We start from the raw sequence: 14,583 nt of genomic DNA on the forward strand, positions 1-14,583 counted from the left end.
CTATTAATTTTTTTAGAACCACACTCCCAATCCAAAATTAAGCCTATCCTTTACATCGCTATCTTCCAAGGCATTACTTCTAAATTGATAATCTCCTTTTACCACTACGCCGGGCGCTATATGGTAGGTCAATCCAGTGGTTACATCTGTTCTATCATAGGCCAGGTTATCTTCCAAGGTCCCAGCCGTGCTGGTATGCGTATCATACGTTTCATAACGGGCAAATGCAAATAGCTTTTGTCTATTGCCGGTTGGCAATAGGTTATAGGCACCTTCCAAATACCATCCTTGCATAGCACTTCCCAAGTCTCTCCCTGTCAAAGTATTATATGCTTCCGTATCAGAAAGGGAAGCATGTATAAATTGGCCTCTTGCAGTAAATTTTTGGTATGCATAACGTGCATCCAGACCAATCATTGAAATACCAATATTGGTTCCGTCTGTAGACTCAACATCGTCATCAGCCTGAGTTTGCCCAAAATAACCGGACAGGCCCAAACGTAATCCAGGTACTCCGTAATAGTCCAATTTCCCTGAAAAGGTAGGGCTATCTATAGTAGATTGAATCCCTTTTTGACGTCCACTGCGCAATCCATTGGAACCTTTTAAAATTCCGGTTATACCACCTTCACCATCAGCTTCTGTGGATTTAAAACCATTAAAGATATATGCCTGGTACCCTAATGAAGCGTTATTGATCCGTCCGTAGACACCCACCCCGAGCTCTCTCCAAGTTGAGGGAACGATCACGTTATCAATTGCCGGTCTTTCCGTACCGTTAAAGGTCGTGGGTTCATGATATTCATTTACAATGCCCATTGGAACCAACATCAAACCACCTCTTATATTAAAGTTATTTGCCGCATTATAGTTTACAAAGGCTTGCTCCACAAATACCTCCTGTACGTGTTCAAATTCAATTTCCGTAACAAACTGGGTTCTATCATCAAATCTATATCCCAACAATACTACCAATCGCTGTATGTCCAACTCCCCATTGTCTCCATTAGGTTGGTTGTACAACATTTCACCATAGGCTCCCAAGGTCACAGCAGAGGCATAGTTACCAGATAGAATTCGTTGTGCAGCGTTCAATTGTTTTTGGGGATCTAAGGTGATTGAGTCCGTGACTGTTTGTGCGGATAAAATTGTTGCGAAAAGAAGTATAAAAAGCGATATGAGCTTCCTCATTTTAATTGTTTATTTAGATTAGTTTAAAATAGTCCGCAAATATATTTCACCTTTAGGAAACCACAAAGTTTACTTATATTAAATCTAAATTAATTTAGATATTTAACATTATTGTAAACCAACGAAACAAAAAGGAGTTTAGTGATAGGTTGAAAACAGCTCGGTAGCTTTATTATGCGCAGCTTCAAAAACCATCCAATTAACACCGGTATGAGCTTTTATGGAGGTAAAATATGAAAGCATTTTTTCTGTGGGCATATTCCCCGTTAGTTCATCCTTGGCCATAGGACAACCACCAAAACCCTGCACGGCGCCATCGAACCTTCGGCACCCGGCCAGATAAGCTGCATTTACTTTTTCGTGCCACTTTGTAGGTGTGGTATGTAGATGTGCCCCGAACTCCACATTAGGATACTTAGGTATTAAGTTAGAGAACAGATAATCTATTACCTCTGGCGTGGAGGTTCCCACCGTATCGGAAAGCGATAAAATCTTTGCCCCCATAGCCGCTAATTTTTCTGTCCACTCACCAACTATTTCCACATTCCAAGGGTCACCGTAAGGATTTCCAAAACCCATGGAAATGTAAGTGACCACTTCCTTGTTTTGAGCATCGGCTATATTCAATATTTCCTGAAGCGTTTCTACAGATTGTGCAATGGTCTTATGGGTGTTCCTCATTTGAAAGTTCTCCGAAATAGAAAAAGGGTATCCTAAATAATCAATTTCTTTATACTGGGAAGCATCTTGCGCTCCCCGTACATTTGCAACTATGGACAGTAATTTACTTTTGGTTTTGGACAAATCCAACTTGGAAAGAACCTCAGCTGTATCGGCCATTTGTGGGATGGCCTTGGGAGACACAAAGCTTCCAAAATCTATAGTGTCAAAACCACATCCCAGCAAAGACTGAATATACCTTGCCTTATTATCCGTGGGGATAAAGGTTTTAATGCCTTGCATGGCATCTCTGGGACATTCTATGATTTTCACCTTTTCCAAAATGGTCCTAACTAACAAATTTTCTCAAAATTACCATTAATTATCTGATAATAGAATATATATGGCAATACCCACAAATACCACAATCTGTAACCACTTTAGAAACACCCCTGCCTTTGCTTGCTTGGTAAAGTAAGTGGAAATCGACCCTGCCAATAAAGCAATACCACTAAAAATAATAAAGGAGACCACCATAAAGAGTCCGCCCAAAATATAAAACTGCCAGACTGTACTCAACTCATTACTGAACAAAAATCCGGGAAAAAATGCCAAAAAGAAAATGGTTACTTTAGGGTTCAATACATTCATTACAAACCCTTGTCTAAATAACGCCCACATACTCTTTTTGGGAACTCCTTCACTGGAAACATTTAAAGAAACCTCACTTCTATAAACTTTATAGGCCAAATAGAAAAGATAGATTGCACCCAAAAGTTTTATAACAAAAAATAGTTCGTCATTTTCTTTTATAAGGGCAGAAACCCCAAAAGCCAACAAACTTGTATGTATTAAGCACCCAGAAATAAGCCCTGCCAATGTGGCCATGCCATATTTTTTGCCATTGACCAGACTTTGCATCATCACATAAATATTATCTGGCCCAGGTGAAATGGCCAATGCTGCAGTCGCAAAACAAAAAGTGTACAGAACTTCGTAGTTCATAGGTTGGGTTTAAAAACCAAAATACAATTTCCTATAGAATTACCAAGAATTTAAAATACAGCTAACCTATTTATGCTTCATAAATCTTATATTAGGGGTACACTACTTTGTTGGTCAAAACTATAAACACATTATAACCAATTAATTAAAATAGTAAAGAGTATGACCAGAAAAAAATTCCTAAAACAAACAAGTCAAGCAGGAGTTGCCGTATTGGCATTGAACGGATGCGATATTTTTACTCCCGAAAAAGAAAGGCTTGTCTCTTCAGCCAGTGTTACACTTCTAAAACCAAATGACAAGGAAGACATCTTTAAGTATATACAAAGAACAAAAGGGAATTTTGACCTTGCCATCTATAGGCAGATTTTAGGTGCAGCCAATGAATATAAAGAAGGTGATGATACCCTAAAAATTTCTGCTATAAATGATAAATCCAGAACGTACGCCAGAACCTTGCTGGGAAATACCAATATTGTTGAATTGGACAAAAATGTTGTTTTTAAAGATGAGCTTCTCACTTTAATACAAGAATCCACCCACCAAAATTTTTCCATGGAAGGTTGGACAATGCAGGAACTAAAAGATTTTTCGCTGTCTCAACCAGAAGAAAAAATCAAGGAAATAATGCCAAGTTTAAGCAGCGATGTAATTGCTTGTTTGGTAAAATTGATGAACAATGAAGAACTGATTCAATTAAGTCAAAAGATTTTTAATCCACTGCCAAACAGTAAAATTGGAAGCAAAGGATATATGGGAGCTAGGGTGCAGCCCAACTCCCCTACCGATAATACCGAAGACATTGCATGGCAGGTTTTTGATGCTTGGTCGTATGCAGTCGGAGATGTCGTTTTAGGTACCAATCCCGTTTCTAGTGAACCCGAATCCGTAGCGGAAATTGAAAAAACACTTTTTGACATTATTACCAGTTTTAATTTGGAAAATACTCTTCCAAATTGTGTACTTTCCCATGTAGATGTGCAAGCAGAAGTAGAAAAAATGAACCCTGGTGTTACGGGAGTTTGGTTTCAAAGTATAGCAGGCACGGTAAACGCAAACGAAACATTTGACCTCACCCTTGAAAAGATGATGCAATATGCATCTATGCGAGATGGGCAATATGGATTTTATGCAGAAACAGGTCAAGGGGCAGATTTGACCAACGGTCATGGCGAAGGTTTTGATATGGTGATTCACGAATCCAGAAAATATGGGTTTCTAAGGGCACTTAAACAAAAAATAAACGAACTAAAAGGAGAAGATAATTCTTGGGTTCATGTGAATGATGTTGCCGGCTTTATTGGCCCAGAAGTATTTAAGACCAAAGAACAGCTCGTGCGCTGTTGTTTGGAAGATACCGTAATGGGAAAATTACATGGATTGACCATTGGTCTGGATATTTGTTCCACTTTACACATGGATGTGAATTTGGAAGATTTGGATTGGTGTATAGAAAAAGTAATGCCCGCCAACCCAGCCTATTTAATGGCCTTACCTACTAAAAATGATCCAATGTTAAGCTATTTGACAACCGCTTTTAGCAACCATGTAAAAGTTAGGGAACAGTTTGGGTACAAGGTAAACGATGCCATGTGGGAATTTTTTAAGGAGCTAGAGGTCATTGATGAACACGGAAAACCCACCGAACATTTTGGTGACCCCATATGGGTGTATTACAAATTTAAAAAGGCAAAAAAAGACAAAAGGTCTTTTCAGGAAATTTATGGAGAAGGAAAACAATGCATTGCCCGTATAGAAAAAAATGGGGTTCCGATAGCGCAGGGGCATGGAAAGAACATATGGGATTTGGAGCCTACTTTGGACGAACAAATGCATCGCTTGTACAATGATGCAAAAGTGAGTCTATGGACAGAAATCAATGAACCCTTCATACAAAGTATTCCTGCATCGGTGATGGTCAATACACAATCCAAAGACAGAAAAGACTATGTGTACCACCCTGCAACGGGTGAAATATTGAGCCCACAATCCATTGAAGAAGTAAACGCAATAAAAGAATCGTGGAACGGGCAGTTGCCAGACATACAAATTGTGGTTTCTGATGGATTAAATGTAAGAGCTTTAATGGATGAAGGGCACTTGCTCCCTTTTCTAGATGGGCTTACGAAATCCTTAAAAGAAAATGGTTATTCCTTGGGCAAAAAGAACATTGTTGTTACAAACGGTCGTGTACGGGCAGGGTATGTATGTGGTGAGCTATTATTTGGTCAAAAAAAGAAGTTGTCCAAAGGTCATGGTATTGTCCATATCATTGGGGAAAGACCAGGTTCAGGGCACCATAATTTTTCTGCGTATCTTACTGTTGCGCAATCGTCCGTTTGGAACAAAAAAGGTGTTGTGGACCACAATATATCCAGGGTGGTCTCTGGTATCTCGGATACCTCGCTAACCCCAGAAAAGGCCATTACAAACACCGTTAAGATTATGGATGAACTATTCTTAAACCAAAGAATTAAGGTTCTTCCTGCATAGATGATAATACAGCTATACAATTAATAAAACACCTTATATTAAAGGGAAATTGTTGCTTGTAGCTATATTCGAAAGTTGAATACAATTAAAACTCAAATAACAGAATTATGCTAAAAAAAATACGGATTATCTTTTTAATTGTAAGTCTAAGGGTATTAGGGCAAGAAAACCATAGTTTAAAATAGAAAACAGTCAACTGGAATGGCAAAAAATATTTGAATCAAAAATTGAAATAAAGCAATTTCTTGTCTTTAACTTCATTAATTAGTACTGAACAAGCACCCAAACTTTAAAACAAACAACATGAACAGAAGATTTTTATTAGGTCTAATAGGGCTCAGTCCTTTGACGCTACTTGCTTCCAAAGCACCCACCTTTGACAATCCACTGGTTGACATATTAATTAAAAGATGGAAAAAGTCCAAAGAATATACACTAGCTGTATTGGATGCCATGCCAGAGGACAATCTGGAATATAGCCCCTCACAGGAACAAATGAGTTTTGCACAGCATTTTATGCACCTTGGCTACACAAACAATGTTTTCATAGGTATAATGATGGATTCCAAAACCTACCCCGATTTCAATGACCTAATGGAGGCTGAATTCTTCCTAGAGCGTCCTGACCCAATAAACCTTTTTCAACCCGATCACTTGGAGGAAAGAGATTCAACAACAAATAAAAAAATAGTATCCGATTATGTAATTAGTACTTTTGATTATGTAATTTCCAGTCTGGGAAAAATCAATGATGAAAGTTTGGCAAGAGCTGAAAATAAGGAGAAACCATGGTTTTTGGAAGGCCATACGAACCTTGACCTTATTCTACGAGGAGAAAGCCATACAGCACATCACAGAGCACAGGCCATTAGCTATTTACGAATGAATGGAATAAGGCCTCCAGGCTACTCTAAGCTGAATACACTTTAAATTGTGAAAATTCAATAAAAACATAGTAATAAACTGAACTATAAAAATTATGAAAACTTCTACCCTATTTACCCTTCTATTGGCTTCTGTACTATCTTTAAGTTTTATTACTACAGATATGAAAAAAGAGGAAAAGAAAAATGTAGGCACTTCCATTGTAAAAGATAGTGTATTAAGACATGTGGTTCTTTTTAAGTTTAAAGAAGGAACTACACCTGAAAAAATCAAAACAGTACAGGATGCCTTTAATGCCCTGCCTTCAAAAATACCGGAAATCATTTCATACGAATGGGGATTAAACAATAGTCCAGAAGGCCTAAACAAGGGATTTACCCATTGCTACTTTCTTACCTTTGCAAGTGAAGAATCACGCGCTATTTATTTACCGCATCCAGACCATAAGGCATTTGGAGCAACATTATCAGGAATTTTGGAGGATGTTTTGGTCGTAGATTATTGGACTAAATAAAAAATATGTTATTTCGAAATGAAGAATTGTTGAGAAATCCAAAACCAAAAAAATTTCTCCTAGTTCTCAAAGAATCTCTCGAAAAGACAAAACTTAAACCTTGTCTTTTGAGCTGAGTCAAGAACTAACAACTTATAAACTAGGATTCTTTAAAACGGCCTTGTTAATTTTTTTGACCAACGCCGGTCCTTCATAAATAAAACCTGTCCAAAGTTGTACCAAAGCTGCTCCAGCTTCCAATTTATCAATAGCGTCCTGTGCGCAGTGAATGCCCCCAACACCAATAATTGGAAATGCTTTGTTACTCTTTTCTGATAAAAATTTGATTACTTCCGTACTTCTATTAGTTAAAGGTTTCCCGCTCAACCCTCCCATTTCTTTGGTCAAATCCTGGTCGGATTGCAGACCTTCTCTAGAAATTGTAGTATTGGTCGCTATAACACCCTCTATTTGAGTGACTTTTACAATATCAATGATATCCAATAATTGGTCATCCGTTAGGTCTGGCGCAATTTTTAATAAAATAGGTTTTTGACACTCCTTCTTGGCATTGGCATTTTTTAATTGGTTCAACAAAGAAGTTAATGGTTCCTTGTCCTGCAACTCCCTTAAACCAGGGGTATTAGGGGAACTTACATTCACCACAAAATAATCTACATGGTCAAAAAGTGCATCAAAACAAATTAAATAATCTTGGGTAGCTTCTTCATTTGGCGTTACTTTATTCTTGCCAATATTACCCCCAATAAGTACCCTATGTTCCTTTTTAAGTCGCTCAACTGCAGCGAAAACCCCTTCATTGTTAAAACCCATTCGGTTGATGATTGCCTTATCGGCTTTTAACCTAAACAATCTTTTCTTTGGATTGCCATCTTGGGGTTTTGGGGTGAGAGTTCCAATTTCTATAAAACCAAAGCCAAAATCGGACAACTCATTATAAAGAAGTGCATTTTTGTCAAACCCAGCAGCGAGTCCCACTGGATTTTTAAATTTCAGTCCAAAAACTTCACGTTCCAATTTCTTGTCCTCAACCATGTAAATTGCCTTGAAAAGCCCTGAAAAACCAATTTTTGAAAGAAATTTTAAACCAGAAAATATAAAATGGTGTACTTTTTCTGGGTCAAAAAGAAAAAGTACAGGGCGCAAAAGAAATTTGTACATGGATGATGTTAGTTTGGACAAAAATACAAACTGAATTTAAGTCCAATAAATCTAATGTGGTTTTTATTCGGGAATGGTACTATTTCTGTTCAATGGCCTTCGAAAAGCTTCTCGGCATAAATCTACATAACGTCTATACTGCTTTTCATTGAACAGGGTCAAAAGCTTTATATCGTACTCTTTGGAATTTGCTACAAATTCATCTTTTAGCTTTTTGTACTTCTCTCCCATTATAACAACATCTTCGGGTTTACTTTGTGGGTGAGTATCCAGTAACTTCTGCATTCCATCTTCTAAAACCTTGTTTTTAAATTGCAATTCTCTTCCCCAAGCTTCCATTTTACCCTGTTGTTCCTCATTTAATTGAAAAACACTAATTATAGTCTCATCATCCTCACCTCCAATATTTAATGTACAATCCTGGGATTTGCTTATAAAAGATATCAATAAACAGCAAAGAAGGGAAGTAATATATTTGGTAAGGTTCATTTTAATAAGGTATTTGTTCTAATGATAAAAATAGCACTTATATAAACATTATTTTTGGCGAAAAATTATGCAAATGCAAAATATCATTGACCGCTTCCTAAGTTATGTGACCATTGACACGCAAAGTGATTCCAGTTCCAAAACCACTCCCAGCACCAAAAAACAATGGGACTTGGCCAATCTTTTGGTAAAAGAATTAAAAAAAATTGGCATGAAGGAGGTTACTATTGACAATAATGCTTACATAATGGCCACTTTACCAAGCAACTTAGATAAAGAAGTACCAACCATTGGGTTTATATCCCATTTTGATACCTCTCCAGATTATTCGGGAACCCATGTGAACCCTCAAATCGTAAAGGATTATGATGGACAAGATATTGTACTGAATGAAAAGGAGAACATAATTCTATCACCTGATTATTTTGAAGACCTACTCCAATATAAAGGGCAAACATTGATTACCACGGATGGTACTACCCTGTTGGGTGCCGATGACAAAGCCGGAATTACAGAAATCATTACCGCCATGGAATATTTAGTTCAGCATCCAGAAATTAAACATGGAAAGATTAGAGTTGGCTTTACTCCTGATGAAGAAATTGGTCGAGGGGCCCATAAATTTGATGTAAAAAAATTTGGGGCTGATTGGGCATATACCATGGATGGAAGCCAGATTGGAGAACTAGAGTATGAAAATTTCAATGCTGCCAGTGCAAAAATCACCATAAAAGGAAAAAGTGTACATCCAGGATATGCAAAGGGAAAAATGGTAAATGCAGTTGGTATTTCCAATGAGTTTATTGCATTGATGCCTATGGAAGAAGTACCGGAACAAACTTGGCGCAGAGAAGGTTTTTTTCATATTCACCATATTAAAGGAAATGTTGAACATGCAGAATTTGAAATGATTATAAGGGACCACGATAGAAATAAATTTGAGCAAAGAAAAGTTCTTTTAAATAAAATAACAGAGCAACTAAATGAAAAACATAGAGATTGTATTACTTTGGAAATGAAAGACCAGTATTATAATATGCGAGAAAAAATAGAACCTGTTTTCTATATTGTAGAGATTGCCAAGAAAGCTATGGAATCCATAGATATAAAACCCATAATAAAACCCATTAGAGGAGGAACAGATGGTTCTCAGCTAAGTTTTATGGGCTTGCCATGTCCCAATATTTTTGCTGGAGGTCATAATTTTCATGGAAAATATGAGTATGTTCCAGTGGAAAGTATGCAAAAAGCAGTTGAAGTTATTGTGAAAATTTGCGAACTTGTAGCAATTAAAAAATAGCCCATATGGACAAGTCCGAAAAAGTAGCCTCCTATTTTGATGAAGAACACCGCTTTAAAGACAGTATTGCAGTCTTACGGAATTTGGTTTTAAAAACTGGTCTTGATGAGACATACAAGTGGAACTTCCCGACCTATACGCTCAACAATAAAAATGTATTGAGCATCTGTAAGTTCAAAAACCATTTTGGAGTTTGGTTTTTTAATGGTGTCTTTTTAAAGGACGAAAAAAAAGTGTTACAGAATGCGCAAGAGGGAAAAACGCAAGGCATGAGGCACTGGAAGTTTACTTCTATTGACGACATTAATGAAATGATCGTTTTGGCTTATATGCAAGAAGCAGTAGAAAACCAAAAAAAGGGATTAACCATTACTCCTAAAAAAACAACTAAAAAAAGTTTTGTTATACCACCTATGCTATTGGAAAACATAAATAGCGATACCAAATTTAAATCAGCCTTTGATGGTCTTTCTCCATCCAAGCAAAAGGAGTACTGTGAATATATTACAGAGGCGAAGCAGGAAAAAACCAAAATTGCCCGGCTACACAAAATAGTGCCCATGATAAAAGAGGGTATTGGACTCCATGATAAATATCGAAATTGTTAGAAAACAAAAAAGGCAATCCAAATAAATGGATTGCCTTTTTATACTTTAAGAGAATTCTTATTTTTTCTCTACGGGATTCAGTTTCTTACTCATTTCCATAGAAATGGCAGAACGGTCAAACTTTAGTCTACCGGCCATAGTTTCAATAACACAGGAAGCATCCTTGTCATTTAATTCCACAACTTTTCCGTGAAGACCACTTCTAGTAATTACTTTATCACCCTTTTTTAAAGCTTCTACAAATTTCTTCTCATCTTTTTGTCTTTTCATCTGTGGGCGAATCATAAAAAAATAAGCCACTACAAATATTAAAATAAGGGGAAGAAATGGATATTGTTCTAACATATGTCTTATTTGCTAACTTTTAAAGGACCAGCTGCCGGAGTAACACCCGCTTTTGGAGTTACAAAAGCCTTTATTCTAATTATTTCTGACCCTTTTTCTGTGTTTGCAGTCACCGTAATTGACTTGGTAACTTGGTTTTGCCCTGATCCATTAAATTTCACCATTAACTCACCTGTTTCACCAGGAGCTATAGGTTCTTTTGGAGGATTAGGCACAGTACAACCACAAGTACTCTTAGCATCTGTAATAATCAATGGAGCATTGCCTGTGTTTGTAAATGTGAATGCAAATTCTTGAGGGGTACCTTGGTCAATAGTGCCAAAATCGTGCTCAGACTTATCAAAAGTCATAATAGGTAAACTTTTAGCTGCTGCATCTCTTTGCGAAGCAGCTTCAACATTGGTTACATTAACCTTATTGGATGCTTTTTCCTTACAAGAAAAAAGAACAACCAAACAGCTAATTACCAATACTATACTTGTTTTTTTCATGAATATGGTTTTATACTTTGATGTAAAATTAACAAAATTTATTTATAACAATCCCCTGCCCACTTTTTTTAACTTTCCTTCACTCCTATATTCTTTAACCAATTTGTCCAATATTCCATTGATAAAAATGCTACTTTTTGGTGTAGAATATTCTTTGGCAATCTCTAAATATTCGTTTAAGGTCACCTTCTCTGGTATGGATGAAAAATTAAGGAGTTCGCAAATAGCCATTTTAAGCAAGATGGAATCTATTTCTGCTATACGGTCTTTATCCCAATTTGGGGTTTTGCCATCAATCTCACCTTCCCATTGAGCGTTGTTCAGCAAAGTTTTGGTCAAAAGCTTCTGGGCGAACTCCATGTCTTCCCTGTCTTTCAACAAATCGGGAAGAAAGAAAGATTCTCCCTGATTCCCTTTCACTTTTTTGAAACGTTTTAGAATAAACGTATTTACAATAGGAATATCATCCACCCAAGTTAATTTATCATCTTCAAAATAATCATAGACCTTCTCATTGGGGGCAATAACATTCTTAAACAGTTCTACAATCAATTCCTTGTCCTTTTCAAAACTAGTATCAGCAGAAAGCATATAGTCCTTGTAGAGCTTACTTTCAATGATTTCCTTGTAGATAATCTTAACATACTCTTCGTTTAAGTACCAGTTCTTCAACTTCTTTTTTGCTAAAGCATCCTTGAGCATTTTATTATCGCCCAACTGGTTCAAAAGAGCATTGTTCACAAACTTTTCTTGATTTGGGTATTGGTCGGATGCCGTGGCCAAATATTTTTTTGAGGAGAGTTTAACATTCTTAGCCGCCAATTGCCTAACTTCTATTAGCAGGCTCAACATTAGCAAATACAGTGAATACATATTCTCTATACTCATTCTTAAAAACTTTTCTTGTTTTTCCAAAGAGTCATCTTGGGATTGGGTCAGTGCGTAAATACATTGCATTACTTTAACCCTAATATGCCTTCTTGTGAGCATTTTTAAAGAACTTTTGTTAAATCATGTTAAACGTAGGCGCAAAAATAGTGTTATAATTTATAATCCTGAGTGTTCCTTTTGCAATCTTATAAATTTTATAACATTTAATTTACCATCAAACTGGTATATTTGATGCTTTTGTAAACCACAATTATATTTTTTCGAGCCAACTTCTGAATGAAAGAACTTAGATACCTAAATAAATACTTTAAAAAATACTGGGTTAAACTTTTGCTTGGTGTCTTAATTACAATCATTGCCCGCATTTTTTCTTTGGTAATGCCTTCATATGTAAGAAAGTCCTTTGAAGTAGTGGAAGGGTTTATAGCCAATACCATTGCAAAACCTGAAGCAAAGGACCTTTTACTGGAATACATTTTAATAATTCTTGGCACCACTCTACTCTCTGGAATCTTTACTTTTTTAATGCGTCAGACGATAATAAACGTATCACGTTATATTGAATATGATTTAAAAAATGAGGTATTCAATCACTATCAATTCCTAAATCTAAATTTCTATAAAAAGAATAGAACAGGTGACCTTATGAACCGCATAAGTGAAGATGTAGGGCAGGTACGAATGTATGCGGGACCAGCTGTAATGTACGGCCTAAATGCACTTACCCTCTTTGGATGTCTTATTCCCTGGATGTTCATTACTGCACCCACATTGGCCCTTTACACTATTGCCCCTTTTCCAATTTTATCCTTTCTTATTTATAAGATTAGTAAGATTATTCATGTTCGTAGTACCAAAGTTCAGGAGTTTTTGTCTACACTCTCAACATTCACACAAGAATCGTTTTCTGGAATTTCGATTATAAAGGCTTATGGTCTTGAGCCAAAAATAAATGCCGAAGTACAAGCTCTTGCAATTGAAGGAAAGGATAAGAGTATGGATTTGGCAAAGGTAAATGCCTGGTTTTTTCCATTAATGATTCTGCTAATTGGCATTAGCAACATATTTGTTATCTACATTGGTGGGAAGCAATATATTAACGGGGAAATAGAATCCATAGGAACCATTGCGGAATTTATCCTCTATGTAAACATGCTTACATGGCCAGTGGCCATAGTGGGTTGGCTTACATCCATTGTCCAGCGTGCAGAAGCATCACAAGAGCGAATAAATGAATTTCTTAAGCAGCAGCCTACCATTAAGAACGAAGTTGAAAAAGAAACACCCATCAAAGGAAATATTGAATTTAAAAATGTTTCCTTTACCTATGAGGACACCAACATTACCGCTCTAAAGAATATTTCCTTCACAATTAAAGAGGGGGAAACAGTGGCCATTCTGGGAAAAACCGGTTCTGGGAAATCATCAATTTTGGACCTAATAGCAAGATTGTATGATACAACTTCGGGGAAAATACTCATAGACCATACTTGGATAAAGGAATTAAATCTCAACAGTTTAAGAAAAGGAATTGGAGTAGTGCCACAAGATGCTTTTCTTTTTTCCGATACTATTAAGAACAACATAAAGTTTGGAAAGGAAGACGCCACAGATGAAGAAATAGTACAAATTGCGAAAATGGCAGTCGTTCATGATAATATTATGGAGTTTTCCAAAAAATACGATACAGTTCTAGGGGAAAGGGGGATTACCCTTAGTGGTGGTCAAAAACAAAGGGTATCCATAGCTCGTGCACTGATTAAAAATCCTGAAATCTATTTATTTGATGATTGTCTTTCTGCCGTAGATACAGAGACAGAAGAGGAAATACTGAGTAATCTTAAGAAAATTTCCAAAAACAAAACAACAGTAATTGTAAGTCATAGAGTTTCCTCAGCCAAAAATGCAGATAAAATAATTGTTTTAGATGATGGTAGAATAATACAACAGGGTAAACATGACGTTTTAATGAATGAAGATGGGTATTACAAACAATTGTATTATGATCAATTATCGGAGAAAGAAAGTTAGAAAAATCTTGTTAGACTAACTTTTTTTTCACATTTTTGAAAGATTAACTAAATTTCCCCCGCTAACTATAACTATATAAAATGAGTGAAAAAGATTTAATGGACCAAGAGGAAATATATTCCAAGGTTTTACGGGCCGGAAGAAGAACATATTTCTTTGATGTAAGAAGTACAAAAGCAGGTGATTATTATTTAACAATCACAGAAAGCAAGAAATTTACGCATGATGATGGGTCATTTCATTACAAAAAGCACAAAATATATCTTTATAAAGAAGATTTTAGTGCCTTTCGTGAATTAATGAATGAAATGATGGATTATATTATTGATGAAAAAGGGGCAGAAGTAATTTCTGAACGTCACCAAAGAGATTTTAAGAAAGAGGACAACACTACCCATGAAAATGATGAAAAATCTTCAACTGGTAGTTTTACAGATGTTGATTTTGATGATATCTAATTTCTTATTTTCTTTATAATAGTATAAACGACCCTTTTAAAATGAGGGTCGTTTTTGTTTT

General features: G+C 36.2%; 15 protein-coding genes. 7 read left to right on the forward strand and 8 right to left on the reverse strand.

The window, feature by feature from the left end; translation table 11 throughout:
• Positions 1-12: 12 nt before the first annotated feature.
• The 3 genes from GGR42_RS14525 to GGR42_RS14535 all read right to left on the reverse strand — a co-directional run bounded on the left by GGR42_RS14525 (position 13) and on the right by GGR42_RS14535 (position 2,856).
• Entirely contained in the window at positions 13-1,191 is a 1,179-nt protein-coding gene (locus GGR42_RS14525) for a hypothetical protein (protein WP_167965503.1), read from the reverse strand.
• 138 nt (positions 1,192-1,329) lie between these two features.
• Positions 1,330-2,154: a hydroxymethylglutaryl-CoA lyase gene (locus GGR42_RS14530; RefSeq protein ID WP_394352768.1), complete on the reverse strand. Its 825-nt coding sequence runs from the start codon at positions 2,152-2,154 to the stop codon at positions 1,330-1,332.
• Between the two features lie 75 nt (positions 2,155-2,229).
• Positions 2,230-2,856, reverse strand: coding sequence for a LysE family translocator (locus tag GGR42_RS14535; RefSeq protein WP_167965505.1), 627 nt, complete (start codon positions 2,854-2,856; stop codon positions 2,230-2,232).
• Positions 2,857-3,018: 162 nt separating this feature from the next.
• On the opposite strand from GGR42_RS14535, the gene eutB reads away from it, so the two are divergent.
• From eutB to GGR42_RS14550, 3 genes are all read left to right on the forward strand, one after another.
• A complete protein-coding gene (gene eutB, locus GGR42_RS14540; RefSeq protein ID WP_167965507.1) occupies positions 3,019-5,349 on the forward strand; it encodes an ethanolamine ammonia-lyase subunit EutB in 2,331 nt (776 codons plus the stop codon).
• A gap of 303 nt (positions 5,350-5,652) precedes the next feature.
• Positions 5,653-6,279 carry a DinB family protein gene (locus GGR42_RS14545; protein ID WP_167965509.1) on the forward strand — a complete coding sequence of 209 codons (627 nt, stop codon included), beginning with the start codon at positions 5,653-5,655 and terminating at the stop codon, positions 6,277-6,279.
• Positions 6,280-6,328: 49 nt separating this feature from the next.
• Positions 6,329-6,748 carry a Dabb family protein gene (locus GGR42_RS14550; protein WP_167965511.1) on the forward strand — a complete coding sequence of 140 codons (420 nt, stop codon included), beginning with the start codon at positions 6,329-6,331 and terminating at the stop codon, positions 6,746-6,748.
• Between the two features lie 132 nt (positions 6,749-6,880).
• Here the strand turns inward: GGR42_RS14550 and GGR42_RS14555 are convergent, their stop codons facing one another.
• Both GGR42_RS14555 and GGR42_RS14560 read right to left on the reverse strand, forming a co-directional pair.
• Positions 6,881-7,909 (reverse strand): quinone-dependent dihydroorotate dehydrogenase, encoded by a 1,029-nt coding sequence (locus tag GGR42_RS14555; protein ID WP_167965513.1) that lies wholly within the window; start codon positions 7,907-7,909, stop codon positions 6,881-6,883.
• 63 nt (positions 7,910-7,972) lie between these two features.
• Positions 7,973-8,398 carry a hypothetical protein gene (locus GGR42_RS14560; RefSeq protein WP_167965515.1) on the reverse strand — a complete coding sequence of 142 codons (426 nt, stop codon included), beginning with the start codon at positions 8,396-8,398 and terminating at the stop codon, positions 7,973-7,975.
• Positions 8,399-8,471: 73 nt separating this feature from the next.
• On the opposite strand from GGR42_RS14560, the gene pepT reads away from it, so the two are divergent.
• Together pepT and GGR42_RS14570 are read left to right on the forward strand one after the other, a co-directional pair.
• On the forward strand, positions 8,472-9,698 hold the full coding sequence (pepT, locus tag GGR42_RS14565; RefSeq protein WP_167965517.1) for a peptidase T: 1,227 nt from the start codon (positions 8,472-8,474) through the stop codon (positions 9,696-9,698).
• Between the two features lie 5 nt (positions 9,699-9,703).
• Positions 9,704-10,306, forward strand: coding sequence for a YdeI/OmpD-associated family protein (locus tag GGR42_RS14570; protein ID WP_167965519.1), 603 nt, complete (start codon positions 9,704-9,706; stop codon positions 10,304-10,306).
• 57 nt (positions 10,307-10,363) lie between these two features.
• Here the strand turns inward: GGR42_RS14570 and yajC are convergent, their stop codons facing one another.
• The 3 genes from yajC to nusB are packed head-to-tail and all read right to left on the reverse strand — an operon-like array spanning position 10,364 to position 12,132.
• Complete coding sequence (yajC, locus tag GGR42_RS14575; protein WP_167965521.1) at positions 10,364-10,651, reverse strand: preprotein translocase subunit YajC; 288 nt, start codon at positions 10,649-10,651, stop codon at positions 10,364-10,366.
• A 5-nt stretch (positions 10,652-10,656) separates the two neighbouring features.
• Positions 10,657-11,142, reverse strand: coding sequence for a DUF1573 domain-containing protein (locus GGR42_RS14580; protein ID WP_167965523.1), 486 nt, complete (start codon positions 11,140-11,142; stop codon positions 10,657-10,659).
• A gap of 42 nt (positions 11,143-11,184) precedes the next feature.
• A complete protein-coding gene (gene nusB, locus GGR42_RS14585) occupies positions 11,185-12,132 on the reverse strand; it encodes a transcription antitermination factor NusB (RefSeq protein ID WP_167965525.1) in 948 nt (315 codons plus the stop codon).
• Positions 12,133-12,309: 177 nt separating this feature from the next.
• On the opposite strand from nusB, the gene GGR42_RS14590 reads away from it, so the two are divergent.
• Together GGR42_RS14590 and GGR42_RS14595 are read left to right on the forward strand one after the other, a co-directional pair.
• Positions 12,310-14,064 carry an ABC transporter ATP-binding protein gene (locus GGR42_RS14590; protein ID WP_167965527.1) on the forward strand — a complete coding sequence of 585 codons (1,755 nt, stop codon included), beginning with the start codon at positions 12,310-12,312 and terminating at the stop codon, positions 14,062-14,064.
• A gap of 80 nt (positions 14,065-14,144) precedes the next feature.
• The gene (locus GGR42_RS14595; RefSeq protein WP_167965529.1) at positions 14,145-14,522 is read left to right on the forward strand and encodes a PUR family DNA/RNA-binding protein; all 378 of its coding nucleotides are present in this window, start codon (positions 14,145-14,147) and stop codon (positions 14,520-14,522) included.
• Positions 14,523-14,583: the final 61 nt, after the last annotated feature.

Source organism: Saonia flava (assembly GCF_011927795.1).
Lineage (GTDB): Bacteria > Bacteroidota > Bacteroidia > Flavobacteriales > Flavobacteriaceae > Saonia > Saonia flava.

Excerpts from the sequence above, each read along its gene's own strand:
- nusB (WP_167965525.1), bottom strand. The coding sequence starts at position 12,132 with ATGCTCACAAGAAGGCATATTAGGGTTAAAGTAATGCAATGTATTTAC.
- GGR42_RS14550 (WP_167965511.1), top strand. The coding sequence starts at position 6,329 with ATGAAAACTTCTACCCTATTTACCCTTCTATTGGCTTCTGTACTATCT.
- GGR42_RS14555 (WP_167965513.1), bottom strand. The coding sequence starts at position 7,909 with ATGTACAAATTTCTTTTGCGCCCTGTACTTTTTCTTTTTGACCCAGAA.
- GGR42_RS14590 (WP_167965527.1), top strand. The coding sequence starts at position 12,310 with ATGAAAGAACTTAGATACCTAAATAAATACTTTAAAAAATACTGGGTT.
- GGR42_RS14530 (WP_394352768.1), bottom strand. The coding sequence starts at position 2,154 with ATGCAAGGCATTAAAACCTTTATCCCCACGGATAATAAGGCAAGGTAT.
- GGR42_RS14535 (WP_167965505.1), bottom strand. The coding sequence starts at position 2,856 with ATGAACTACGAAGTTCTGTACACTTTTTGTTTTGCGACTGCAGCATTG.
- eutB (WP_167965507.1), top strand. The coding sequence starts at position 3,019 with ATGACCAGAAAAAAATTCCTAAAACAAACAAGTCAAGCAGGAGTTGCC.
- GGR42_RS14525 (WP_167965503.1), bottom strand. The coding sequence starts at position 1,191 with ATGAGGAAGCTCATATCGCTTTTTATACTTCTTTTCGCAACAATTTTA.
- pepT (WP_167965517.1), top strand. The coding sequence starts at position 8,472 with ATGCAAAATATCATTGACCGCTTCCTAAGTTATGTGACCATTGACACG.
- GGR42_RS14580 (WP_167965523.1), bottom strand. The coding sequence starts at position 11,142 with ATGAAAAAAACAAGTATAGTATTGGTAATTAGCTGTTTGGTTGTTCTT.
- GGR42_RS14560 (WP_167965515.1), bottom strand. The coding sequence starts at position 8,398 with ATGAACCTTACCAAATATATTACTTCCCTTCTTTGCTGTTTATTGATA.
- GGR42_RS14595 (WP_167965529.1), top strand. The coding sequence starts at position 14,145 with ATGAGTGAAAAAGATTTAATGGACCAAGAGGAAATATATTCCAAGGTT.
- yajC (WP_167965521.1), bottom strand. The coding sequence starts at position 10,651 with ATGTTAGAACAATATCCATTTCTTCCCCTTATTTTAATATTTGTAGTG.
- GGR42_RS14545 (WP_167965509.1), top strand. The coding sequence starts at position 5,653 with ATGAACAGAAGATTTTTATTAGGTCTAATAGGGCTCAGTCCTTTGACG.
- GGR42_RS14570 (WP_167965519.1), top strand. The coding sequence starts at position 9,704 with ATGGACAAGTCCGAAAAAGTAGCCTCCTATTTTGATGAAGAACACCGC.